This window comes from Variovorax sp. GW821-FHT10D07 (genome assembly GCF_059415325.1).
This window is the reverse complement of the sequence record NZ_JBWKMZ010000012.1, coordinates 188,706-210,759: the sequence shown is the minus strand read 5'-3', so window position 1 is coordinate 210,759 and position 22,054 is coordinate 188,706. Positions and strand designations below refer to the sequence as shown.

General features: G+C 63.9%; 22 protein-coding genes. 8 read left to right on the top strand and 14 right to left on the bottom strand.

Annotated elements, in window-relative coordinates; all coding sequences use genetic code 11:
• Nucleotides 1-49 precede the first annotated feature (49 nt).
• Complete coding sequence (locus AC07PU_RS30170; RefSeq protein ID WP_495321996.1) at nt 50-1,429, top strand: hypothetical protein; 1,380 nt, start codon at nt 50-52, stop codon at nt 1,427-1,429.
• A gap of 7 nt (nt 1,430-1,436) precedes the next feature.
• Here AC07PU_RS30170 and AC07PU_RS30165 read toward each other — a convergent pair whose 3' ends face one another.
• The 7 genes from AC07PU_RS30165 to AC07PU_RS30135 form a co-directional block, all read right to left on the bottom strand.
• A complete protein-coding gene (locus AC07PU_RS30165; protein WP_093353337.1) occupies nt 1,437-2,258 on the bottom strand; it encodes an alpha/beta fold hydrolase in 822 nt (273 codons plus the stop codon).
• 55 nt (nt 2,259-2,313) lie between these two features.
• Nucleotides 2,314-3,900 (bottom strand): MFS transporter, encoded by a 1,587-nt coding sequence (locus AC07PU_RS30160; protein WP_495321995.1) that lies wholly within the window; start codon nt 3,898-3,900, stop codon nt 2,314-2,316.
• Nucleotides 3,893-4,291, bottom strand: coding sequence for a DoxX family protein (locus tag AC07PU_RS30155; protein ID WP_495321994.1), 399 nt, complete (start codon nt 4,289-4,291; stop codon nt 3,893-3,895). The genes AC07PU_RS30160 and AC07PU_RS30155 overlap by 8 nt, the downstream gene beginning before the upstream one ends.
• 5 nt (nt 4,292-4,296) lie before the next feature.
• A complete protein-coding gene (locus tag AC07PU_RS30150) occupies nt 4,297-6,204 on the bottom strand; it encodes an amidohydrolase (protein WP_495322039.1) in 1,908 nt (635 codons plus the stop codon).
• An 80-nt stretch (nt 6,205-6,284) separates the two neighbouring features.
• Nucleotides 6,285-6,575 (bottom strand): DUF1427 family protein, encoded by a 291-nt coding sequence (locus tag AC07PU_RS30145; protein ID WP_495321993.1) that lies wholly within the window; start codon nt 6,573-6,575, stop codon nt 6,285-6,287.
• Nucleotides 6,576-6,616: 41 nt separating this feature from the next.
• Nucleotides 6,617-7,270 carry a hydrolase gene (locus AC07PU_RS30140; RefSeq protein ID WP_495321992.1) on the bottom strand — a complete coding sequence of 218 codons (654 nt, stop codon included), beginning with the start codon at nt 7,268-7,270 and terminating at the stop codon, nt 6,617-6,619.
• Nucleotides 7,271-7,325: 55 nt separating this feature from the next.
• A complete protein-coding gene (locus AC07PU_RS30135) occupies nt 7,326-8,045 on the bottom strand; it encodes a pirin family protein (protein WP_093353324.1) in 720 nt (239 codons plus the stop codon).
• Nucleotides 8,046-8,238: 193 nt separating this feature from the next.
• Here AC07PU_RS30135 and AC07PU_RS30130 point away from each other — a divergent pair, with 193 nt between their 5' ends.
• Both AC07PU_RS30130 and AC07PU_RS30125 read left to right on the top strand, forming a co-directional pair.
• A complete protein-coding gene (locus AC07PU_RS30130) occupies nt 8,239-9,156 on the top strand; it encodes a LysR family transcriptional regulator (protein WP_203204376.1) in 918 nt (305 codons plus the stop codon).
• 70 nt (nt 9,157-9,226) lie between these two features.
• Nucleotides 9,227-9,544, top strand: a complete 318-nt coding sequence (locus AC07PU_RS30125; protein WP_296795791.1) for a hypothetical protein — start codon at nt 9,227-9,229, stop codon at nt 9,542-9,544.
• Between the two features lie 23 nt (nt 9,545-9,567).
• Here AC07PU_RS30125 and AC07PU_RS30120 read toward each other — a convergent pair whose 3' ends face one another.
• Entirely contained in the window at nt 9,568-10,203 is a 636-nt protein-coding gene (locus AC07PU_RS30120; RefSeq protein ID WP_495321991.1) for a 2-hydroxychromene-2-carboxylate isomerase, read from the bottom strand.
• 215 nt (nt 10,204-10,418) lie between these two features.
• On the opposite strand from AC07PU_RS30120, the gene AC07PU_RS30115 reads away from it, so the two are divergent.
• The gene (locus AC07PU_RS30115) at nt 10,419-11,267 is read left to right on the top strand and encodes an alpha/beta hydrolase (protein WP_495321990.1); all 849 of its coding nucleotides are present in this window, start codon (nt 10,419-10,421) and stop codon (nt 11,265-11,267) included.
• Nucleotides 11,268-11,326: 59 nt separating this feature from the next.
• Here AC07PU_RS30115 and AC07PU_RS30110 read toward each other — a convergent pair whose 3' ends face one another.
• The 5 genes from AC07PU_RS30110 to AC07PU_RS30090 all read right to left on the bottom strand — a co-directional run bounded on the left by AC07PU_RS30110 (nt 11,327) and on the right by AC07PU_RS30090 (nt 16,702).
• The gene (locus AC07PU_RS30110) at nt 11,327-11,656 is read right to left on the bottom strand and encodes a hypothetical protein (protein ID WP_495321989.1); all 330 of its coding nucleotides are present in this window, start codon (nt 11,654-11,656) and stop codon (nt 11,327-11,329) included.
• A gap of 257 nt (nt 11,657-11,913) precedes the next feature.
• Nucleotides 11,914-13,017 (bottom strand): hypothetical protein, encoded by a 1,104-nt coding sequence (locus AC07PU_RS30105; protein WP_495321988.1) that lies wholly within the window; start codon nt 13,015-13,017, stop codon nt 11,914-11,916.
• Nucleotides 13,007-13,948, bottom strand: a complete 942-nt coding sequence (locus tag AC07PU_RS30100) for a hypothetical protein (RefSeq protein ID WP_495321987.1) — start codon at nt 13,946-13,948, stop codon at nt 13,007-13,009. The genes AC07PU_RS30105 and AC07PU_RS30100 overlap by 11 nt, the downstream gene beginning before the upstream one ends.
• The gene (locus AC07PU_RS30095; protein WP_495321985.1) at nt 13,945-15,816 is read right to left on the bottom strand and encodes an ORC-CDC6 family AAA ATPase; all 1,872 of its coding nucleotides are present in this window, start codon (nt 15,814-15,816) and stop codon (nt 13,945-13,947) included. Before AC07PU_RS30095 ends, AC07PU_RS30100 begins: the two co-directional genes overlap by 4 nt.
• Entirely contained in the window at nt 15,803-16,702 is a 900-nt protein-coding gene (locus AC07PU_RS30090; RefSeq protein WP_495321984.1) for a phosphoribosyltransferase-like protein, read from the bottom strand. Before AC07PU_RS30090 ends, AC07PU_RS30095 begins: the two co-directional genes overlap by 14 nt.
• 333 nt (nt 16,703-17,035) lie before the next feature.
• On the opposite strand from AC07PU_RS30090, the gene AC07PU_RS30085 reads away from it, so the two are divergent.
• On the top strand, nt 17,036-18,238 hold the full coding sequence (locus AC07PU_RS30085; RefSeq protein WP_493208256.1) for an MFS transporter: 1,203 nt from the start codon (nt 17,036-17,038) through the stop codon (nt 18,236-18,238).
• A gap of 126 nt (nt 18,239-18,364) precedes the next feature.
• The gene (gene dkgB / locus AC07PU_RS30080) at nt 18,365-19,189 is read left to right on the top strand and encodes a 2,5-didehydrogluconate reductase DkgB (protein ID WP_495321983.1); all 825 of its coding nucleotides are present in this window, start codon (nt 18,365-18,367) and stop codon (nt 19,187-19,189) included.
• A 96-nt stretch (nt 19,190-19,285) separates the two neighbouring features.
• On the opposite strand, the gene AC07PU_RS30075 is transcribed toward dkgB, so the two are convergent.
• Nucleotides 19,286-19,666: a hypothetical protein gene (locus AC07PU_RS30075; RefSeq protein WP_057597225.1), complete on the bottom strand. Its 381-nt coding sequence runs from the start codon at nt 19,664-19,666 to the stop codon at nt 19,286-19,288.
• A gap of 251 nt (nt 19,667-19,917) precedes the next feature.
• Here AC07PU_RS30075 and AC07PU_RS30070 point away from each other — a divergent pair, with 251 nt between their 5' ends.
• Together AC07PU_RS30070 and AC07PU_RS30065 are read left to right on the top strand one after the other, a co-directional pair.
• Nucleotides 19,918-20,880, top strand: coding sequence for a GlxA family transcriptional regulator (locus tag AC07PU_RS30070; RefSeq protein WP_495321982.1), 963 nt, complete (start codon nt 19,918-19,920; stop codon nt 20,878-20,880).
• A gap of 115 nt (nt 20,881-20,995) precedes the next feature.
• Nucleotides 20,996-21,991 (top strand): SLAC1 anion channel family protein, encoded by a 996-nt coding sequence (locus AC07PU_RS30065; protein ID WP_495322038.1) that lies wholly within the window; start codon nt 20,996-20,998, stop codon nt 21,989-21,991.
• Nucleotides 21,992-22,054: the final 63 nt, after the last annotated feature.

The following is a 22,054-nucleotide window of genomic DNA, read 5'->3' as shown; positions in this document are numbered from 1 at the left end:
CAGCGGCACCGGCCCTTAGGATCGCGGGCCCAAAGGAAATCGCCCGCCCATGTCCTCCGAAACCCCGCCGCCCACCGATTGGAAGGCGCTGGAACCGCTGCTCGTGGACGACGCCGTGCGCGCGCTGCGGGCCCTGCTGGACCAGAACCCCGGCGAAAGCTTCTACGCCGCCGCCCTGTACGGCCTGTACCGCGAACTCGACGGCCCGGTGTTCCTGCCCGGCCTGGCGGCCCACAGCCTCGGCGCCCTCGGCGGCCCGCCGGCCGGCCGTTTCTGGGAAGCCGCCTGGAACCCGCCCGACTGGCGCTGGGACCTGAGCGGCTTCGAGAGCGAGGCCCTGGGCACCGGCGCCGAGGCGGCCGCGGCCGCGATGCAGTCCACGCGCCGCGCCTGGCTCGCGGGCGAGCGCCGCTGCGTCGACATGCTGGTGAGCGCCACCAAGAAAATCCGCAAGGCGCTGGCACGGAGCCATCCGGGGCAGCTCGCGCCCGGCTTCGTCGTCTTCCTGCACGACGAGGAAGGCGGCCCGGCCTGGGTGCGCCGCTGCATCGGCGAGAAGGCCTTCCTCGCGCTGATGCCCGAGGAGGACGCGCACGAGAGCGAGCGCCGCCGCGTCGCCGCGCTGCCGGCGCAAGCCCAGGCGACCTACCTGGTCGAGCGGCTCGGCCGCTTCGAGGGCGCCATCGACGGCGAAGACGCGGCCGAATGGCTCTGCCGCCTCGGCGCGCCCGCCGTGCCGCCGCTGCTCGAACGGCTGGCGCCCAAGGGCCGGGCCTGGGAAGCGGCCTCGCTGCTGGGCCGCATCGGCATCGCCACGCCCGAGGTGCTGGCAGCGCTGCGCCGCCAGGCCAGCGGCCGCGGCGAGCCGCCCGACCGTTCGTGGGCCGCGCGCGCCCTGGCCTTCCTCGGCGACAGCGACTGGCTGTTCGCGCAATTGGCGACCGACGCGGACACCGAGGTCGCCATCGAAGGCCTGTGCGCGCCCTACTCCGCCTTCCGCGACCGCACGCCGCTGGCGCTCGACTACCGACCGCTCGAGGCCCTGCTGTCGTTCTCGCCCGCCGCCGAGGCCCGCACGCTCGCCATCCTCAAGCCCGGCAGCAGCTACTGCAGCCTGCGCACCGGAGAGGTCGACGAGGCCCTGCGCGGCCTCGCCGCCCCGCATGCACGGGTGCGCCTGCATGCCGCCAGCCTGATGGACGACCGCGGCCTCGGCGCCGCCGCCGGCCGCCGGCTGCTGCCCGCGCTGGCCGAGCGCATCGCGCACGACACCGATGCCGGCGTGCGCTGGACCGCCCTCTACAGCCTCGCGGCCTGGAAGCGCGCCGGCCGTCCGTGGCACGAGACCGTCGCCCATGCGGCGCAACACGATGCCGACGAGCGCGTGCGCGCCGAAGCCCTCGCGTGGCTCGGCGCGCACGGCGGCTGAAGCGCGCTCAGCCCTGCACGAAGCCCAGCAGGTCCGCGTTCACGCGGTCGCGGTGCGTAGTGCAGGTCGCATGCGGCGCGCCCGCGTACACCTCGAGCCGGCTGCCCGCGATCAGCTCGTGCGCCAGCTTGCCCGTGGCCTCGAAGGGCACGACCTGGTCGTCGTCGCCGTGGATCACCAGCGTGGGCACGTCGATCTTCGCCATGTCGGGGCGGAAGTCGGTCTCGGAGAATGCGGTCACGCAGTCGATCGTCGCCTTCAGCGAGGCCTGCAGCGCGATCTGCAGCGTCTGCTTGAACACGCCCTGCGACACCGCCGCGCCCGGCCGGTTGGTGCCGTAGAAGATGGTGCTGAAGTCGTCGAGGAACTGCGCCCGGTCGGCCGCGAGGCCGGCGCGGATGCCGTCGAACAGCGACTTCTCGGGGCCCACCGGATGGTCGGCCGTCTTCATGAACAGCGGCGTGACCGCGCTGATCAGCGCCAGCTTCGCCACCCGTGCCGAGCCATGGCGCGCGATGTAGCGCGTGACGTCGCCGCCGCCCATCGAGAAGCCCGCGAGCACCACGTTCTTCAGGTCGAGCTTCTCGATCAGCTCGGCGATGTCGTCGGCGAAGGTGTCGTAGTCGAAGCCGGTCCAGGGCTGGCTCGAGCGGCCGAAGCCACGGCGGTCGAAGGCGATGGCGCGATAGCCGCGTTCGGCGAAGAACTGCATCTGGCTGTCCCACATGTCGGCGCTCAGGGGCCAGCCATGGCTGAACAGGATCGGCTGGCCGCTGCCCCAGTCCTTGTAGTAGAGCTCGGTGCCGTCGCGAAGGGTCAGTGTGGTCATGGTTTTTCCTTGGTGAGGGGTTGAAAGAAACGGAAGGGGAAAGAAGAAGGAAGGCTCAGAGCGACAGGAAGTGATGCACCTCCGGCTTGCCCGGCCCCGCATGGAAGCGCAGCGCCTCGCCCTGCAGGTCCGCATCGGCCTGCGACACGCGGTGGTGCTGGCGCAGGTGCTCGGCCCAGGACTCGACGAGGAACCATTCCATGATCCGTTCCGGGTCGGCCGTGTGCTCGTGCAGGCCCCAGGCATAGGCGCCGTCGCGGCGGCGTTCGAGCGACAGGCGCTTCATCGCGGCCATGAAGGCGGGCCGGTCGTCCTTGCGGATGCGGTACTCGACCTGGATCATCACGGGCCCGCGGTCGTGCGCCACGGGCTCGGCCACCAGCGGCTCGGGCCAGTGGTTCGAGGCCTGCAGGTCGGCTTCGCCCGCGGGCAGCTTCACGCGGTGGAAGATCAACCCCGCCACCACCAGCCCCACGGCGCCCGCCACCAGCGTGAACGGCACGCCGATCTGCTGCGCCACCAGGCCCCAGCCCAGGCTGCCCGCAGCCATCGCGCCGTTGAACACCGTGAGGTAGACCGCCAGGCCGCGTCCGCGCACCCAGTTCGGCAGGATCGACTGCGCCACGCTGTTGAGCGTGGTCAGCGCCACGATCCAGCCCAGGCCCAGCACCAGCAGCAGCGCCACGGCCAGCCACTTGGGCGGCGCCAGCACCAGCGCGCCCATCACCGCCGCCGTCAGCACCGAGGCCAAGAGCAGCATGCCGTCGGCATCGAGCCGCTCGCGCATCCGCGGCATCAGCAGCGCGCCGCCGATGGCGCCCGCGCCCACCGCGCCCAGCAGCACGCCGTAGAAGCCGGCGCTGCCGCCGAGCATCTGGCGCGCCACCAGCGGCAGCAGCGCCCACACCGAACTCGCGAACAGGAAGAACACCGCCGCGCGCAGCAGCACCACGTGCAGTTCCTTGCTGGAGCGCGTGTAGCGCAGGCCGGCGCGGAAGGCACCGAGGAAGTTCTCCGACAGCCCGCTGTCAACGGCCGCCGGCCGCTTCCACCACAAGAGCGCCGCGATCACGAACACGTAGCTCAGCACGTCCACGCCGTAGGTCACGGCCGCGCCGAAGCTCGCGAGGATCAGCCCGCCCGCGGCCGGGCCGATCGAGCGCGCGATGTTGATGCCCAGCGAGTTCAGCGCCACCGCGCCCTTGAGGTCGGAACGCGGCACCAGCTCGGGCACGATCGACTGCCAGGTCGGCCCCATCAGCGCCGCGCCGATGCCGCCCACGAAGGTCAGCGCGATCAGGTACTCGACCGTCAGCGCGCCGGTGTGCGAGAGCACCAGCAGGCTGCCGCTGACCGCCGCCAGCACCAGCTGCACGAAGATCAGGAAGCGGCGCCGGTCGAGGATGTCCGACAGCACGCCGGCCGGGATCGCCAGCAGGAACACCGGCAAGGTGGCCGCGGTCTGGATCAGCGCCACCGCGGTCGGGCTGGCCGAGAGGTCGGTCACCAGCCACGAGCTCGCCACGTCGCGCATGAAGCTGCCGATGTTGCCGAGCACCGTGGCGGCCCACAGCACCGCGAACACCGGCTGGCGCAGCGGGGCGAAGGCGCCGGGCTTGGCGGTCTTGGGGGCTTCAGTCATCGCGGCGTTCCTTGAGGTCGAGCCAGGCCACGAGCACGAAGCCGCCGACCAGTCCCAGGTGTTCGAAGAAGGAGTTGGCGGCCATGAAGCGCTCGTGCCCCAGCGGCATCTCCCAGAAACGCAGCGCGACGAAGGTCGCCATCAGCGTGAAGCCCGCCAGCGCGAGCGCGCCGAGCCAGCGCCAGAAGCCCGCGAGGATCAGCGCCGCGGCGCCGAGCTCGAGCACGATCACCGCCGCGGCCAGCGGGCCGGCCGGCGACAGGCCGAAGTGGTTCATCTCGGCGATCGCCGCGTCGAAGTCCATCGCCTTGTTGAGCCCGCCCTGCAGGTAGGCTGCGCACAGCAGCAGCAAGACGATCCAGCGCACGGCCGAAGAGGTGGTCCAGCGCATCGCCATCACACCGCCCAGCAGGCGCAGCCCAGCGCGCCCCAGAAGCTCTTGAGGTCGGCGATCGGCAGCTTGCTGCTCCAGGCCGTCGCGTGGCTGTGGCCATGCACGTTGCAGTCGTTGGCGCAGCCGCACGATGCGGCCGCGTTGCGCATGACCTTCTGCATCGGCGCGCCTTCGGCGCCGTGCACGCCCTGCGTGTCGGCCCAACCGGCATAGCCCCCGAAGGTGCGCGCCGGCGACCAGTCGGGCATCGCGGGCGGCGGCGCGCCCTCGTCGAGCGACGCGAAGCGGCCCGCGCCATAGACCACCTTGCCGCCCACCATCGTCAGCAGCGCGGTGATGTCGGCGATCTCCGATTCGGCGCAGCCGAAGTAGTCGCGGTCGGGCACCACCAGGTCGGCGAGCTGGCCGGCCTGGATGCGGCCCTTCTTGCCCTCCTCGTTCGAGAACCAGGTGACGTTCTCGGTCCACATGCGCAGCGCACCCTCGCGGTCGAGGCAGTTGCGCTGCGGATAGAGCTGCATGCCGCCCACCGTCTTGCCCGTGACCAGCCACGACAGCGACACCCACGGGTTGTAGGAAGCCACGCGCGTCGCATCGGTGCCGGCCGAGACCTTGAGGCCGCGCTCGAGCATCTTCTTGACCGGCGGCGTGGCCTCGGCCGCGCCCGCGCCGTAGCGCTCGACGAAATACTCGCCCTGGTAGGCCATGCGGTGCTGCACCGCCACCCCGCCGCCGAGCGCCGCGATGCGGTCCATCGACTCCTCGGAGATCGTCTCGGCATGGTCGAAGAACCAGTTCAGGCCGGCCAGCGGCGTGTCCTTGTTGACCTTCTCGAACACGTCGAGCGAGCGGCTGATGGTCTCGTCGTAGGTCGCGTGCATGCGCCAGGGCCAGCGGTTCTGCGCCAGGATGCGCACCACCTCCTCGAGCTCGCCTTCCATCTCGGGGCCCATCTCGGGCCGCGGCTCGCGGAAGTCCTCGAAGTCGGCGGCCGAGAACACCAGCATCTCGCCCGCGCCGTTGTGGCGAAAGTAGTCGTCGCCCTGCTTGTACCTGGAGCTCTTGGTCCAGTTCAGGAAGTCGGCCTTCTCCTCCTTGGCCTTCTGCGTGAACAGGTTGTAGGCCAGGCGGATCGTGAGCTGCCCGTCGTCGGCCAGCTTCTGGATCACGGCGTAGTCGTCGGGATAGTTCTGGAAGCCGCCGCCCGCGTCGAGCGCGCCGGTCACGCCCAGGCGGTTGAGCTCGCGCATGAAGTGGCGCGTGGAATTGAGCTGGTAGTCGAAGGGCAGCTTCGGCCCCTTGGCCAGGGTGGCATAGAGGATCGCGGCATTGGGCTTGGCCAGCAGCAGGCCGGTCGGATTGCCGGCGGCATCGCGCACGATCTCGCCGCCGTGCGGCGCCGGCGTGTCCCTGGTGTAGCCCACGGCGCGCAGCGCGGCGCCGTTAAGCAGCGCGCGGTCGTACAGGTGCAGGATGAACACCGGCGTGTCGGGCGCCACCGCGTTGAGTTCGGCGATGGTCGGCAGCCGCTTCTCCACGAACTGGTGCTCGGTGAAGCCGCCCACCACGCGCACCCATTGCGGCGCCGGCGTGATCGCCACCTGGCGCTTGAGCATGCCCATCGCGTCGGCCAGACTCCTCACGCCGTCCCAGCGCAGCTCCATGTTGTAGTTGAGGCCGCCGCGAATGATGTGCAGGTGGTTGTCGATCAGCCCCGGCAGCACGCGCTGGCCTTGCAGGTCGATCACGCGGGTGGTCGGGCCGGCCAGCGGCAGCACGTCTTCGGCGCGGCCCACGCGGGTGTAGCGGCCGTCCTTGATGGCCACGGCATCGGCCGTGGGGTTGGCGCGGTCCAGCGTGGTGAAGCGGCCGTTGCGCAGGATGAGGTCGGGGGTCTGGGTGTTGGCCATGGTCGGGGTGGATGCAAGGGAGGTGGCGGCGAAGGCGCCGAGGGCGCCCAGGAGCTGGCGGCGTTGCGGGTCGGGGGTGCTCATGCATCGCTCCTGTCGGTGGGTCGGGTGGCGGCGGTCTTCACTGCCTCGGGCTGCACGCACTTCGGCAGTTCGCCGAACACATGCGGCTTGACCTGGTGATGCAGCCACGAGGTGGCCGCGGGGCGCTCGAACACCTGCCGCACGAGCGGCGGGAGCTGCTCGCCGAGCAGGATGCCGAGCAGGCCGACCAGCGCGATCACCGGCGGCGCCGGCGAGCGCACCTGGAACAGCGCGTAGATCACGCCGACCAGCAGGCCCAGCGCAAGGGAGACGACATAGGGCTTCATGGCCGGCGCTCTCTGTTCGTTGTTGCGTTCGTTGCCGGGGCTCAGCCTTCGTGGGCGCCGAACATGCTCTTGGCGTAGTGGATGCCGATGCCGTAGGCGCCGCCCACCTTCTTGGCGATGCCGGTCGTGAGCTCGTAGGTGTCGCCGCGCGCCCAGTCACGCTGCAGCTCGAGCAGGTACTGCAGCGAGGTCATCGGCCGCGCGCCGGCCTGCACCATGCGCTGCATCGCGCGCTCGTGCGCCTCGGTCGACACGTCGCCGCAGGCGTCGGCGATCACGTAGACCTCGAAGCCCTGGTCCAGCGCCGACAGCGCCGGGCCCACGATGCACACGCTGGTCCACAGGCCCGCGAGCACGATGCGCGGCTTGCCGATCTGGTTCACGCGCTCGATCACGGCCGCGTCCTCCCAGGTGTTCATCGAGGTGCGGTCCAGCATCTTCTGCCCGGGGAAGGCCGCCGTGATCTCGTCGAACATCGGGCCCGAGAAGCTCTTCTCGGCCACGGTCGTGAGGATGGTCGACACGCCGAAGCCTGCCGCCGCCTGCGCCACCAGCGCGGCGTTGTTGCGCAGGTTCACCGCGTCGATCGAATGCGTGGCGAAGGCCATCTGCGACTGGAAGTCGATCATCACCAGCGTGTGGTCGGTGGGGGTCAGCAGGGTGGCGCCGGCGGTGGGGGTGGCTTTGATGGACATGGGAAGACTCCTGAAAAAACGAGGTTGAAAAAAAGACAGAGGGGGAGGAACGAAATCAGAGCGCCGGCAGCTCGTTCGGCCGCAGGTCGAACACCAGCACCTCGGCGTCGTCGCCGTTGGCAAAGCTCAGTTGCTGCGCGAGGCGGATGCGGGCGCCGTCGCCCTCGGCCATGCGCTGGCCGTTGACTTCCACGCTGCCGCGGGCCACGTGCACATAGGCATAGCGGTCGGCGGCCAGCTGCAGCGAGGCGGTCTCGGCGCCGTCGAACAGGCCGGCGTAGACGCGGGCGTCCTGGTGCACCGCGAGCGAGCCCTGGTCGCCGTCGGGCGAAATGATCAGCCGCAGCCGGCCGCGCTTTTGCTCGGCGTCGAAGTGCACCTGCTGGTAGCGCGGCGCCACGCCGCGCGCACCGGGCACGATCCAGATCTGCAGGAAATGCACCGGGTCCACGGCCGAGGCGTTGAACTCGCTGTGCCGCACGCCGGTGCCGGCGCTCATCATCTGCACGTCGCCCGGATGGATCACCGAGCCCGTGCCCATCGAGTCCTTGTGTTCGAGCGCGCCTTCGAGCACGTACGAAAAGATCTCCATGTCGCGGTGCGGATGGGTGCCGAAGCCGCGGCCCGGCGTCACGCGGTCGTCGTTGATCACCAGCAGGTCGGAGAAGCCCTGCTGCTGCGCGTCGTGGTAGTGGCCGAAGGAGAAGGTGTGGCGCGACTGGAGCCAGCCGAAATTGGCGGTTCCACGGTCGGTGGCGGCGCGAAGTTCCAACATGGTTGATGACCTTTCGATGACAGTTTTGATCGATGTGATTCACAATCGCTTTCGGGGCTCATCCCCTAGGCATGTATCAATCATCGCGGGCCCAAACCCGGTCATCGGCGAAACTTTTCAGCCTCTATGATCGAAGTTTTCGATCATCTATTTCGATCGTTCAACCTTCGTACTCATCCACAGGAACACGCCCGTGCTCAAGCTCAGCCTGGAAGCCATCGAGGTCGTCGACGCCATCGCGCGCCACGGCTCCTTCGCGGCCGCCGCCACGCGCCTGAACAAGGTGCCCTCGACCATCTCGTACGCCGTGGGCAAGCTCGAGGAGCAGCTCGGCATGCTGCTGTTCGAGCGCAACGGCCCGCGCGTCACCCTCACCGCCGCGGGCGAGGAGATGCTCAAGGAAGGCCGCTGGCTGCTGAGCGCCGCGAGCGACCTCGAATCGCGCATGCGCCAGATCGCCACCGGCTTCGAGTCCGAGCTGCGGCTGGTGCACGACTCGCTGATTCCCACCCAGGCGCTGATCGGCGACGTGCGCGCCTTCGAGGACCTGCGCTGCGGCACCCGGCTGCGCATCGGCTGCGAGGCCCTCACCGGCACCTGGGAAGCGCTGCGCGAGGGCCGCGCCGACATCGTCATCGCCGCGGGCGAGGGCCCGGCCGGCGGCGGCTACCAGGCCACGCAGGTCGGCAGCCTCGAGTTCGCCTTCTGCGTCGCGCCCACCCATCCGCTCACGCGCATCGGCCGCCCGCTGCAGCGCGGCGACCTGCTCGAGCACAACGCCATCGTGGTGGGCGACAGCGCGCGCACCCTGTCGGACCGCACCGTCGGCCTGCTGGCCGGGCAGCCGCGCATCACCGTGCCCTCGATGGTCGCCAAGATCGCCTGCCAGCTCGAGGGCCTGGGCCACGGCTACCTGCCGCGCGCCTGCATCGCGCTCGAGCTCGCGCGCGGCACCCTGGTCGAGCTGCCCACCGAGGAGCCGCGCCCGCCCGAGGCCTTCTGGCTTGCGTGGAAGACCGGCGCGAAGGGACAGGCGCTGCGCTGGTGGCGCGAGCGGCTCAACCGGGCGCTGGTGCCGGCGCTGCTGCCGCGGTCGATGTGGGTGCAATGAGCCGATGGCCGACATGCATGCGGCATGAGCGGCCTTCGAGCGCGAACGGTTTCAAGCGAGGATCGGCGCCATGAGGACACGGATCGTGCTGCGCCGCGACAGCGGCTTCATGGATTTCACGCGCAGGTACAAGGTGCTGATCGACGGCGAGGAGGCCGGCACCATCGGCAACGGCGGCCGCTTCGAGACCGAGGTCGAGGCCGGCCCGCACACCCTGCAGCTGCGCATCGACTGGTGCAGCTCGAACCTGCTGGAGTTCTTCGCGCCCGAGGGCGGCCAGCTCGGCCTCGAGTGCGGCTCCAACCTGCGCGGGCGCCACATCTGGAAGGCCAGCCGCCTGCTCGACGAGGCGCCCGAGGCGTGGATCTGGCTGCGGCTCGCGGCCTGAGCGCCGCCGGCCCTGCCGGGGCCTCAGCCCGCCGCGCGCAACTTGTCGAGCGCCCGATCGAGAAAGCCCAGGCGGTCCTGTCCCCAGAAGCGCTCGTCGCCGAGGATGAAGGTCGGCGCCCCGAACACCCCGAGCTCCACCGCCTCCGCGCTGTTGGCGCGGTACACGGCCAGCACCTCGGCCGACTGCTCCATCGCCTGCAGGGTCGCGCCGTCGTAGCCGTTCTCGTCGGCCACCGCGATGCGCACCGCGGCTTCCGACGTGTCGCGCTCCTCGGCCCACAGCGCGCGCAACAGCGCATGCGAGAGCGGCAGCGCATCGAGCCCCTGCAGCTGCGCCGCGATCACCATCCAGCCCGCGTACTTGTTCCAGTTGGGGTCGCTCGGCGCGCCCTTCGGGTAGTGCGCCGGCTCCAGGTTCAGCGGCATGCCGAGGTAGTCGCGCCAGCGCGCCAGCTCGAGCGCGTGGTACGTGCGGCGCGGCTCGGGCCGCGTCTTCAGCGGAATGCCGCCGGTCTGCGGCACCACCGCCTGGAAGTCGTAGGGCTTGAGCGCCAGCCGCACGTGGTGGCGGCGCACGATGTCCTGCAACTGCGGGCCACCGAGGTAGGCCCAGGGCGAGGAAAGGCTGTAGAAGCAGTCGAGGGCAAGGGTCGTCATGGGGCCGGATTATCTGCAGCGCCTTGGCGCCCGGCGTCAGCGCAAGCCGACAAAAACCGGCGTCGCGCGGCGCTGCATTCCACATCGCGCAGCCAACCTCGCCGTACATCGGCGAACACCGCCATACACCACGCTACGCGCTGTCTTCCCAACACGGCGAAACTATCGCCTTCCCGCCCGCATCACACATGCCGGCCTTTTTCTCGGGAGCCCCTTTGCCCTCATACAACACCAACGCAAGAATCGCCCGCTTCGCCCTGTCGACCTCGGCCGCCGTCATCGGCAGCCTTGCCGCCTACTGGACCCTGCTGGCCACGCGCCAGGGTCACATCCTCTTCAATGCCCGCAAGCGGCCCGTGGTGCATCTGTCGGAAGACTTCTCCACCTACTCGCACCCCGTGCCCGGCGGCATGGTGCGCGGCTACGTCTACCACCCGCAGGGCGAGGCCGCCGTGCAGGACCTCATCATCTACCTGGCCGGCCGCGGCGAGGACGTGCGCGTGACCGCCCAGGCCCTGCACTGGCTGCCCGAGGGCTTCGGCATGGCCGCCATCAACTACCGCGGCGTGGCCGATTCGCAGGGCAGCCCGTCGGAGGTCGCCTCCGTGGCCGACGCCGAGCAGTTCGCGCGCCACCTGCGCCGTGCCTTCCCGCAGACGCGCCTGCACGTCGTCGGCCGCAGCCTCGGCACCGGCGTCGCCATCCAGCTGTCGGCGCGCCAACCCTTCGAGAGCCTGCAGCTCGTGACGCCCTACGACTCCATGCTCGAAGTCGCGAAGAAGCGCTTTCCGCTCGTGCCGCTGTCGCTGCTGCTGCGCCATCGCTTCAATTCGATCGAGCACAGCAAGGAGGTCGCCGCCAAGACCCAGGTGCTGCTGGCCGAGCGCGACGACGTGGTGCTGCACGAGCGCTCGCAGAAGCTCATCGACGCCTGGCCCACACCCGTGAGCGTGAAGACCGTGGCGAACTCCGACCACCACAACATCATGGGGTTGGAGGAAACCTGGCTGCGGCTGATCGACTTCGCGTTGACGTCGGTGTTGCCGGAGCCGATGGCGGCTTGAGTCGGCGCCCGGCGATTGATTGATGCGTGAAAGCCGCCGGTTTTTGCCGGCGGCTTTTTTCATGGTGCGCCGATAGCGGGGGTCGGGGGCTGGACAGCTTCCTCGATCGCCTCATGCAGCGTGATGGCCGCGGCGTGGATCGTGTCGATGCGCGACCTCAGGGCCCGGTTGAGCAAGCACAGCAAGGCGCTGAGCTCGGTACGACTGGGGGTGAGGGTTTCGCAGTCCTGGAGGCCGGCGGGCTCGACCAGCTTTTCTAGCGCGGTGTAGGCGCGGAGGACTTCGTTGAGGTGGTCGGCGTCGTCGCAGGTTTGGAGTGCGAGATCGCTCAGGTGAGATACGGGGAAACGGGCGCGCGACGGCACCGACTCGGATGCGGTTTCAGCCATGTGTGGCCTCCCAGATCAGAACTTCGATTTGCAACAACCGACGCACCCGCTTCCAAACGAGGGCGGCAGCTCGAACGGGTTGGAAGACCGGGAAGCTCTGACGAGAACCGGCAGGGCTCGCGCCCTCCCGTTCGAGCCGCCTAAAACGGACGAACGAAAAAGCCGCAGACCATGTGCGGTGACTGCGGCTTTCGTCGCAGAACTTCAGCGGGCTTCCAAACCCGGTCGCCATTTTAACGGCGAAACAGAGTGTACATCTACCAGCAATTAATTATCGTGGATTTTTCTCGCCCCGTTAAGTTCAGCCCGATATTTTCAATTGACCAAGACTCTAATCTCGCAGTAGTCGTGTACTTTGCACCGGTCCCTCGATATAAAGCAGAAAAATCCACCCACCTCTCCTTAATTCGACCTACAGCAATCATTGCTTGCTTTTTGTTTTTAAATGAAACCGCCAAAACACAATCAGAAAGCTGGACTGAAGTTGTGAGGAATATTGGCTCAAGCAATTGAATATCGGGCTTTCCAACTCGAGGAATCAATAACACCCAGCCTGAAACCTTGCCTTTAGCGGGACTATTGGTCTTTGGCAAATCCTCCACCCCTCCTCCAGCAATCAACCAGAGAATACTGGTGGAGTGCACATAAGGAAATCCCACTTTTTCAAATTGACTCAGATGAACAGGCAAACTGCCCCGAATCAAAGAAGCTTCGATATCAGCATCGAACGTCTTTAAAGATTTGGTTTTGGCAGGATCACCCTCCGGCGCAATTCTTATCACCGAAGAATTCACTCTCGCACCGCTAAAAGTACAGTTTTTTAACTCCCAAATCAATTTCAAAGAAAATGATTCGCCTATTAATTTTCGAGCAACAACATCAGTCTCGGAGTAGAGCAAAGACTCGGGCACAACAGCTACCGCCCCCACCTTTGGCTTCAAATCCTCAAGGCTCCTCAACAAATGAGCCATTGCCACAGAAGCCCTAAGCGGGGATTTTTTATACACCACCTCAACAGATTTTCTTCCCCCTTGACTAAAAGGAGGATTGATGAATAAAAGATCTACCGAGCGGGGAATCTTGGTAGAAAAATTATTCAAATATGGCTCACCCCCAAGCAGATCTGCAACTGCCAAGTGCCAATTGGGTCTTTTTCGACGCAGCCTAGCGATCGCGCTTCGATCCTGATCAATCCCAATACATTCAACAGAGCCAAAAACTTTATTTACGGCATCTAGAAGCCGTCCACTGCCGCACGTAGAGTCGGCGCAAGTTCTTGGACTATAGGGAAGCTCCGCTCTTTCAAGTGCGCTGATAGCAACATCGGCAGGCGTGTAATACTTATCAAGATCAACAAGCATCAAACCCCTCCAGGTTATAGATATGGATTAACCCCAACCCCTTGGTTCGGTCGTCCTTTTTAACAGGATAATCAAACATTACCTCTGTTGTATCCGGATATTTTAGCGCAAACAGCACAGCGCCGATCGCGTGCGGCTTAGTTCCAACCAATGCCAAATACATGTAATAGTCAGGATAATCCTCTTTTATCAAGCTAATTGATTGAAAGGCTTCAAATGGACAACTCGCACGCGCGTAACGCAGCTCGGAGTGAGCACGATATTCCTCTAAGAAAATTCGATTACATCCAACGGTAAACGCCGGATACTCCAACTGAAATCCGGGAGCACCTACAACCGGAATTACCTTGGGCGTCGGATCCAATTGAGAAACCAAATATTCCGGACGACTCCCCTCAAATCCCAGCGTCGCAATAAAAACACATTTCGTCTCATCTTCTGGCCCGGCCAGCCGTGCAAAGCCAGGTAGCGGAGCAAGCCCCTCAAATGTAACGCTCAAATCAAATATAGCGGAGGATGAAGGCGTTGGGTGAGTCTTATAGGATTCCGGCTCTGCATAAAGGATTCTAAGTTCAATTTTTTGTCTTAGCGCGCACTTTATTAAAGGAGCCCATACATCATGACTAAGACCAGTCACATCTATAAGAATTCGCTTTGCATTCAACATTCCATCAAGAGCGGCGTCATCGCGCAGGGAAAAAGACTTCACCTCGCCAACTCCATGTTGAATCAAAATCTCCTCTTTGTCAGCTTTTTGAATCCACGTAATTCTTGATGGGTCCGCTTTTGATATTTCCGACCAAAGGGGAATGTTTCCTCGATTTTCTTTCGGGATCGCGGCAGCAATGACTCTTTCCGCCGGAAAAAGATCTTCCGCTTTGAGTATGCGAAACCTTTGGGTTGTTGTTGGCGGAATAGGAAAACCGCTCATTTCTCCGACTCCTTTTCATAAAAGGCGGAAAATAGCGCGAGCTGATCTGGAAGCTCATCTGCTGCCGTCTGCGGCTTATCGTCCAAAAGAGTTGAAATTATTCTAGAAGGGCGATCCTTGAGAATTTCCAAAAGATGCCTTGCTTGAATCGTCATTCGGCGCTTCTTGCGATGGGATATCTCGAAGAAAGCACTAAATATTCTGTGCAATCTATACTCGTCATCCCGAACTTCGGAGTTCGTCGTCGGTTTTGTTCTTGGTTCCGACTCAAATGCAAGATGTCCAACCCCCTCTTGCAGAAGTCGTTGAATTTCTTCGATTTCTGCTGTCTCGCCGGCCAAAACAAAAGAAGTTACTTCTGGCGCCTTTCCATTTGGTTCACGCGCCAACTCAAAAAACACCTTTCCGATGGCCAGAACCAAACGCTTCAGCTGCACGCCGTGCTCAGCAAGCCCTTCAAGCTGACTAAGCCGCCTTTTTCCGACATCTCGTGCCGCAATTGTCTGGGCCTTGGCCGAAAGGACTAACTCCTTGGAAAAATCAGAAGAACGATCTAGCTCGTACCCAATGGCCGAGTCGATTAGCTCAAGAAAGTACCTAATATTCCCCGCTGCAAGCGAAAGCAGCGTTCTCTCTCCGCAATAGTATTTGCGAATTCGAACCCCTTTGCGCCCCCTAGAAAGCCAAAAAAGGCTGGCGTACCCATAGTTCCCCAACCGGGTTTCCCATTCAATTTCGTTATCTCTCCAAGAGATTGCTAGGCTCTCCAACGAGCCTCCTTCACTTTCTTGCCAAAAGCGCAAAAAATAGACCTCGCTCTTCGGCTTCTCAAGAAGGAATTTCGCTACTTCCGTGCCTTGCAATTCATTTAAAACTTGATCCGCGATTCTTTCCGCCCCTAGAGCCATAGCCTCTTTGGAAAATGGCAGTTCTTCCAAAAAATTTTTCAGGCTGTCCGCGACTGGAGCACCTTCTGTTCGAGCGAACTTAAGCCGTAACTCGGCAACCGCTCTAGCAAAGTATTCAAAGCCCTCGTCGGCAATTTCAATTTCCAAACAATCATCTGGAACACGAAGTAAATCTTGTCCATCCAACGTCTGGCGATTCCGCAGCCCATTCTTGCGAACCCCGACCTTATATGAAAGAGGCGGCTCCGCATGCTTTATGTAGGTATTAATTATTGCCTGCTGGTAGTCAAGCAAATTTTCATACTCATCAATACAGCAAAAAACAACGCGTTCACCTAGAAGACCGCTATCGCGCAGGCTCTCGCAAAAAGTTCTAAGCGGAGCTTCTGCCATTGAAGCGTTAATTTGAAAATCTCGACTCGGATTGTTTACTTGAAGCTGGAGCTTAGACGTCGCACCTTTCAGCGCGACCTTAAGCTCTTCCAAATTTTCCAGCGGATCCAACCCGAGTTCTTGGGCAAGAATTTTTACGCTACTAATAGGTAAAGCCGTCCCCACCCGCAACTGAAGCCAAATCGCTAAATTTGTTAGCTCAGAGCAAACGATTAGATTGAAATAATGTGCAAACCATTTTTTCCACTGATCTTCCGGCGTTCCGCCCCCGGTGAATGCTCGAACTCGATTCTTATTCATTCGAACAAGAATCCCTAGATAGCCAATATCTCCAAATGATTGCCCCTCTCCTTCGATTCGCTCCAACATGGAATCAAATCTGAGAGATTGAAGTGCCGTCGTTTTCCCCGTCCCACGACCGCCCACTAGAAAGCATGGGCGCATTGACTCCAGTTTTCTTAAATACGTCGGGGATACAAACAAGTTCCCAAAATGAGCCGATGGCCATTCAGCTCTGTTGTCGCCAAAGAGTTGCCTAAGAACCCCAATGTTTTTAGTTTCGCTCAATTAAAGGCTCCCAGTTATTGATTCCAGGCGACCAAAAAATCGGCAAGGTCGCATCTGGTATTGAATGCTCAAACCCAAACAACAATCCTCGACTCTTGTACCCATATTCGCGATACGAGGGGTTTTTGGCAATATAAGCTTCGCGTGGCAATAATTTTTGAGCGTATTTTTTCAAAAAGCCCGCGACTTCAGCAGCAATGGAAGGATTGCTCTCCATTAACCCCTGCACAGTCGACTTTTTTTCTAGGACATGCGCCGTACAAATGTGTACATCCGGAGCTTTAGTGCTGATTTTATCTATCCCAAAATCCGTTGCCACCAGCGTTATGTATATCGCGACAAAATTATTATTATTTTTTGAAATACTTTCAAAGGATACACCTTGCTGATTTTTGCTACCCCAAGTCGAAAGAAACTGATCACCAGATCCCACAAAATCATCGACGAATAGCACCGTGCCGCCTTTAAGCGCATGTTCGCGAGCGCTCTCCGTAGTCAAAATTTGAGTGGCATCTTCCAATTTGAAAGATTGCCTCGCCATTCGACAAAGAAGATTTCCTGAGTCGGCGGGATTAGGATTTTCGCCATTGACTGGCGTCAGAACAGCAACTTTGAGAGCTTCATTTATATCTATTTTCTTTGAGCTGCGGCTTTTGGGCATGCCATCGCCGAGAGAGTTATACGAGGCGAACAACAATCGCTGCGTCAATGCTTTGTTGTAAAAAGTAAATTTATCTAAAAGAAAAGCCGCAATCTTTTGATCATCTTTATCAAAATTCTTTATCCAAGCACGCGGACGCATAAAGGGCTCTGGCAACCACAGGCCGGCTGACTTGAATACACTGCACTTCTCAAGCACTTCGTGAACACTTGTCTCGGCTGACAATTTAAGCTCCTGTATTCGTATTTACTACGCCGACCTGAAGTTAGTTGACTCGGTAGCGCTTTCGTAAGTGTGCAACAACCATGTAAAAAACGGTAGCCCAAAACGTACTGCTGCGCTACCACTCGTCGCCAATGGGGGCGTTTTTTCCTAAGAGAGTGGTTTTTCAATGGAGACGCATTGGTTCTTCACGAGCATGAGAGCGTCCCTAATGTCATCAACAGGAAGCATTAGACAGAAGACATTTGCTTGCGGAGCAACTATCTTCTGCTTAGTACCCCATTAATCCGCAAGGATAAAGGCGGGACACTCCTCCCATCCAAGAAGGAGTGCCCCATGCCCATCGCCCTACTAGCGCTAACCCTCAGCGCCTTCGCCATCGGAACGACAGAGTTCGTCATCGTTGGCCTCATCCCCACGGTCGCCGCCGATCTAGGCATCGGCCTTCCCTCGGCCGGCCTGCTGGTCAGCCTCTATGCACTGGGCGTGGCCATCGGCGCGCCGGTGCTCACCGCGCTCACGGGCAAGCTGCCGCGCAAGGCGCTGCTGCTGGGCCTGATGGCGCTGTTCACGGTCGGCAACCTGCTGGCCTGGAAGGCGCCCAGCTACGAAACGTTGGTGGCCGCGCGCATCCTCACGGGGCTGGCGCACGGGGTGTTCTTCTCGATCGGCTCGACCATCGCCACCGGCCTGGTGCCCAAGGAAAAGGCGGCCAGCGCGATCGCGATCATGTTCACGGGCCTCACGGTGGCGCTGGTCACGGGCGTGCCGCTGGGCACCTTCATCGGGCAGCACTTCGGCTGGCGTGAAACCTTCCTCGCGGTGTCGGCGCTCGGCGTGATCGCCTTCGTGGGCAGCTGGATCTTCGTGCCCAACGACATCCGCCACACGGCGCCGGCCTCGCTGGCGCAGCAGGCCAAGGTGCTGGCCGAGCCGCGCCTGCTGCTCGTGTATGCCAAGACGGCCATCGGCTACGGCGGCTCGTTCATTCCCTTCACCTTTCTCGCGCCGATCCTGACCGACGTGGCCGGCTTCAGCGCAGGCGCGGTGGGCTGGGTGATGCTGGTCTACGGCGTGTCGGTGGCGGTAGGCAACATCTGGGGCGGCAAGCTGGCCGACCGACTGGGCCCGATCCCGGCGCTGAAGATCATCTTCGCGCTGCTGGCCGCGGTGCTGCTGCTGTTCAACTTCGCGGCGCCGCACAAGTGGTTTGCCGTGGTGGCGGTGCTGCTGTGGGGCGCGGTGGCCTTCGGCAACGTGCCGGGCCTGCAGGTCTACGTGGTGAAGCAGGCCGAACGCTTCACGCCGCAGGCGGTCGACGTGGCCTCGGGCCTGAACATCGCGGCCTTCAACCTCGGCATTGCCGGCGCGGCCTGGGCCGGCGGCCTGATCGTCACGCACCTCGGCCTGATGCACACGCCCTGGATCGGCGCGCTGGTGGTGCTGGTGTCGCTGGCGCTCACGCAGTGGAGCGGCGTGCTCGACCGCCGCAGCGGCATCCCGGTGCGCGCCTCGGGGCCGGTGCCGGTCGGACACTGAGGCGCGGTGCGCGCCTGCGCCGCGCGACGAGGGCGCGGCGTCTTCTCCCTTCTTTCGCCTTCATTCATCCATCCATTCACCGGTCGATCGATTCGACCCACGTACTTCTCAACCAAGGACCCAACCATGAGCAACGACAACACCCCCTCCCCCATCCCCGCCTTCGGCCTCGGCACCTTCCGCCTCAAGGGCCAGGTGGTCATCGACTCGGTGAAGACCGGCCTCGAGCTCGGCTACCGCACCATCGACACGGCCCAGATCTACGGCAACGAAGCCGAGGTGGGCCAGGCCATCGCCGAGAGCGGCGTGGCGCGCAGCGAACTGTTCATCACCACCAAGATCTGGACCGACAACTACGCCAAGGACAAGCTGGTGCCCAGCCTCAAGGAGAGCCTCGCGAAGCTGCGCACCGATCACGTCGACCTGACGCTGATCCACTGGCCCTCGCCCGGCAACGCGGTGCCGGTGGCCGAGTTCATGGGCGCGCTGGCCGAGGCCAAGGCGCAGGGGCTCACCCAGCGCATCGGCGTGTCGAACTTCAACATCGCGCTGATGAAGGAAGCCATCGCGGCCGTGGGCGCGGCGCAGATCGCCACCAACCAGGTCGAGCTGCACCCCTACCTGCAGAACCGCAAGCTGGCCGAGTTCGCGAAGAGCCAGGGCATCCACATCACCTCGTACATGACGCTGGCCTACGGCAAGGTCATCAACGACCCCGCGATCGAGGCGATTGCCAAGGCGCATGGCGCGACCACCGCGCAGGTGGTGCTGGCCTGGGCGATGCAGCTGGGCTATGCGGTGATTCCGTCGTCGACCAAGCGTGCGAACCTCGAGAGCAATCTGAAGGCCCAGCAGCTTCGGCTCAGCGACGCGGAGATGGCACAGATCGCGGCGCTCGACCGTGGCGAGCGGTTGACGGATCCGGCCGGGCTGTCGCCGGCGTGGGACTGAGGGAACAAGAAGAAAGAGAAAGCGCGGCGGGCCGCACCATGAAGGCAGGCCCGCACGCTGGAGCTGCTGCGCCCGAGGCGCGGCATGCTGCCCGCATCAAGAACCTTCGCTGACGCCACGCGCCGCCGTGGCGCGCGCCTCGGCACGCACGGCCTGGCGGTCGACGTTGCCGGCCACGACGCGGGCCACGCCATCGCCGCTCACGTCGCCATAGAGGTTGCCGGCACGCGCGGCGGCCACGGCCTGCGAGCGGGCGTCCGAACGGGCGACCTGGCTCTGGAACACCGGCGGCACGCCGGCCTGGGCGGCTTCGCTGTACGGGTCTTCGCTGTGGGCGGCGACCACGGCCTGGGCACGCACATCGGCGCGGCTCGCGGTCGACTGGAACTGCAGCACGCCCTGGTATTGCTCGGCGCTGGCGCCGAGCGAGAACACGGAAGCGAGGACGGCGACGGAGAGGAGGACGGAAGACTTCATGATGGACTTTCTCAAGGGTTGAAGAAGAAGGAGACGGACAGTCGTCAGTGGCGGAAGGAGAGGGTTGTTGCTGCTGACGGAAGTGATTGTTTTCGGGGCATGGCCCTCGCGAACCCGATTCCGTATGCCTGTGTATCTGCGGGGGCGAACGCTCACAGTAAATTTCACGACGGGGCATCGAACCCATGCCGGCATCCATGTAGACAGAGCGTCCTACAATCGCCCGCCCATCGGCCCCGAAAGCGCGCCCCATGAAGCTGGTCATCGTCGTCCTCGAAGGGGTCCAGGCCCTCGACGTCGCGGCGCCCATGGACGTCTTCACCGAGGCCAACCGCTTCCTGCCCCCGCACCAGCAGTACGAGATCACGCTCGTGGGCCTGCAGGCCGGCGGCGTGCGCTGCGCCAACGGCATGCAGCTGCACGTGGGCACGGGCTACCTCGACCACCACGAACAGCCCGACCTGCTGCTGGTGGCCGGCGGTCCGAACCTGCCCGAGCTGCACGCCTATCCCGCGCCCTTTCTCGCCTGGCTCAACGCCATGGCCGCGGGCTCGCGGCGCTACGGCTCGGTGTGCAACGGCGCCTTTCCGCTCGGCCATGCGGGCCTGCTCAACGGCAAGGAGGTCACGGCGCACTGGCACGACGTGGATCGGCTCATCGCGCGCTTTCCGCGGGCGCGCGTGCGGCCCGACAAGATCTTCGTGCGCGACGGCAAGCTGTTCACCTCGGCCGGCGTGACGGCCGGCGTGGACCTCTGCCTCGCGCTGGTGACCGAGGACTGGGGCCACGAACTCGCGCTGCGCATTGCCAAGCGGCTGATCGTCTACATCCGCCGCGACGGCGGGCAGTCGCAGTACAGCCCCTACCTGGCGGTGGGCCCGAAGGAAGAGACCATCGTGGCGAAGGTGCTGCGCCACGTCACCGAGCATCTGAGCGAGCCGCTGAGCATCGAGCAGCTTGCCGATGCGGTGGGCGTGAGCCGCCGCACCTTCTCGCGCAGCTTCGCGAAGGACGCCGCGATGACGCCCTCGGCCTTCGTCGAGCAGGTGCGCATCGACTTCTCGCGCAAGCTGCTCGAGGAGACCGACCTGCCGCTCAAGACGGTGGCCTTCCGCTGCGGCTTTCGCAGCGCGAACCACATGCGCGTGGTGTTCGCGAAGCGGCTCGACACGACGCCGCGCGACTATCGCGAGCGCTTCCGCAGCGTGGCCTGAAACGGGCCATCAATGGCGCAAACCGCGCCATCGAGGCCCACCGTCGGGCGCCCCCGACTCCTAGACTTTTGCTTCGCCCTCGCCGCTCTCGCGCGGGGGTTTTCAGGAGCAAAAAATCATCACCACGCACACGCTGAGTCCGGCAGCCCCTCCGCGACAGACCTCCCTTCGCCACCTGCCGGTCAACCTCTTCGCCTCGGTCATGGGCATCTCGGGACTGGCCGGCGCCTGGCACCAGGCCAGCGAGCAGTTCGGCGCGAGCCCGCGCATCCACGCGTCGGTCGGCGCCATCGCGGTCGCGGTGTTCGCGCTGCTGTGCCTGGCCTACGCGGCCAAGGCCGTGCTGCATCCACAGGCGGTGCGTGCCGAGTTCATGCACCCGATCGCGGGCAACTTCTTCGGCACGATCACCATCGCCACGCTGCTGATCTCCTCGGTCGTGGCGCCGGTCAGCGCGCGGGCCTCGCAACTGCTCTGGAGCATCGGCGCCGCGCTGACCGTCGCGCTGTCCTTCACCATCGTGAGCCGCATGCTGCGCGGCAAGGTCGACGCCGGCCATTCGGTGCCGGCCTGGCTGATCCCGGGCGTGGCCACGCTCGACATCACGGTGGCCGGCGGCACCATGCCCATGGCCTGGGCGCGCGAACTCAACCTGTTCGCGATGGCCGTGGGAACGATGGTGGCGCTGGTGTTCTTCACCATGATCGTGTCGCGCCTGATCCATCACCACGAGAAGCTGGCCAACGAGATGGTGCCCTCGCTGATGATCCTGGTCGCGCCCTTCGAGGTGGGCTTCCTGGCCTACACCAGCTTCTTCCAGCGCGTCGATACCTTCGCGGCGCTGCTCTTCTACTTCGGGCTCTTCGTCTTCTTCACGCTGGTGTTCAAGGTGTTCCGGCGAAGCATTCCCTTTGCCGCCGGCTGGTGGGCACTGAGCTTTCCGATCGCCGCGCTCGCCAATGCCGCGCTGCGCTACGCGCATCACGCCGACTTCCTGCCGCTGACCGTGCTGGCGCTCGCGCTGCTCGCTTTCCTGAGCGTGCTGATCGCGGTGCTCGCGGTTCGCACCCTGCAATGGCTCGCGAGCGGCAGGCTGCTCGCGCCCAAGTGAACAACAACCTCTCGCGCCACAAGACCATGAACGACGCTCCATACTCGCCACCCATCGCACCCA

Coding starts and splice junctions, on each gene's coding strand:
- dkgB (WP_495321983.1), top strand. CDS start 18,365: ATGAGCAACGACAACACCCCCTCCCCCATCCCCGCCTTCGGCCTCGGC.
- AC07PU_RS30140 (WP_495321992.1), bottom strand. CDS start 7,270: ATGTCCATCAAAGCCACCCCCACCGCCGGCGCCACCCTGCTGACCCCC.
- AC07PU_RS30120 (WP_495321991.1), bottom strand. CDS start 10,203: ATGACGACCCTTGCCCTCGACTGCTTCTACAGCCTTTCCTCGCCCTGG.
- AC07PU_RS30125 (WP_296795791.1), top strand. CDS start 9,227: ATGAGGACACGGATCGTGCTGCGCCGCGACAGCGGCTTCATGGATTTC.
- AC07PU_RS30155 (WP_495321994.1), bottom strand. CDS start 4,291: ATGCGCTGGACCACCTCTTCGGCCGTGCGCTGGATCGTCTTGCTGCTG.
- AC07PU_RS30085 (WP_493208256.1), top strand. CDS start 17,036: ATGCCCATCGCCCTACTAGCGCTAACCCTCAGCGCCTTCGCCATCGGA.
- AC07PU_RS30165 (WP_093353337.1), bottom strand. CDS start 2,258: ATGACCACACTGACCCTTCGCGACGGCACCGAGCTCTACTACAAGGAC.
- AC07PU_RS30150 (WP_495322039.1), bottom strand. CDS start 6,204: ATGGCCAACACCCAGACCCCCGACCTCATCCTGCGCAACGGCCGCTTC.
- AC07PU_RS30070 (WP_495321982.1), top strand. CDS start 19,918: ATGAAGCTGGTCATCGTCGTCCTCGAAGGGGTCCAGGCCCTCGACGTC.
- AC07PU_RS30110 (WP_495321989.1), bottom strand. CDS start 11,656: ATGGCTGAAACCGCATCCGAGTCGGTGCCGTCGCGCGCCCGTTTCCCC.
- AC07PU_RS30075 (WP_057597225.1), bottom strand. CDS start 19,666: ATGAAGTCTTCCGTCCTCCTCTCCGTCGCCGTCCTCGCTTCCGTGTTC.
- AC07PU_RS30160 (WP_495321995.1), bottom strand. CDS start 3,900: ATGACTGAAGCCCCCAAGACCGCCAAGCCCGGCGCCTTCGCCCCGCTG.
- AC07PU_RS30170 (WP_495321996.1), top strand. CDS start 50: ATGTCCTCCGAAACCCCGCCGCCCACCGATTGGAAGGCGCTGGAACCG.
- AC07PU_RS30100 (WP_495321987.1), bottom strand. CDS start 13,948: ATGAGCGGTTTTCCTATTCCGCCAACAACAACCCAAAGGTTTCGCATA.
- AC07PU_RS30105 (WP_495321988.1), bottom strand. CDS start 13,017: ATGCTTGTTGATCTTGATAAGTATTACACGCCTGCCGATGTTGCTATC.
- AC07PU_RS30135 (WP_093353324.1), bottom strand. CDS start 8,045: ATGTTGGAACTTCGCGCCGCCACCGACCGTGGAACCGCCAATTTCGGC.
- AC07PU_RS30145 (WP_495321993.1), bottom strand. CDS start 6,575: ATGAAGCCCTATGTCGTCTCCCTTGCGCTGGGCCTGCTGGTCGGCGTG.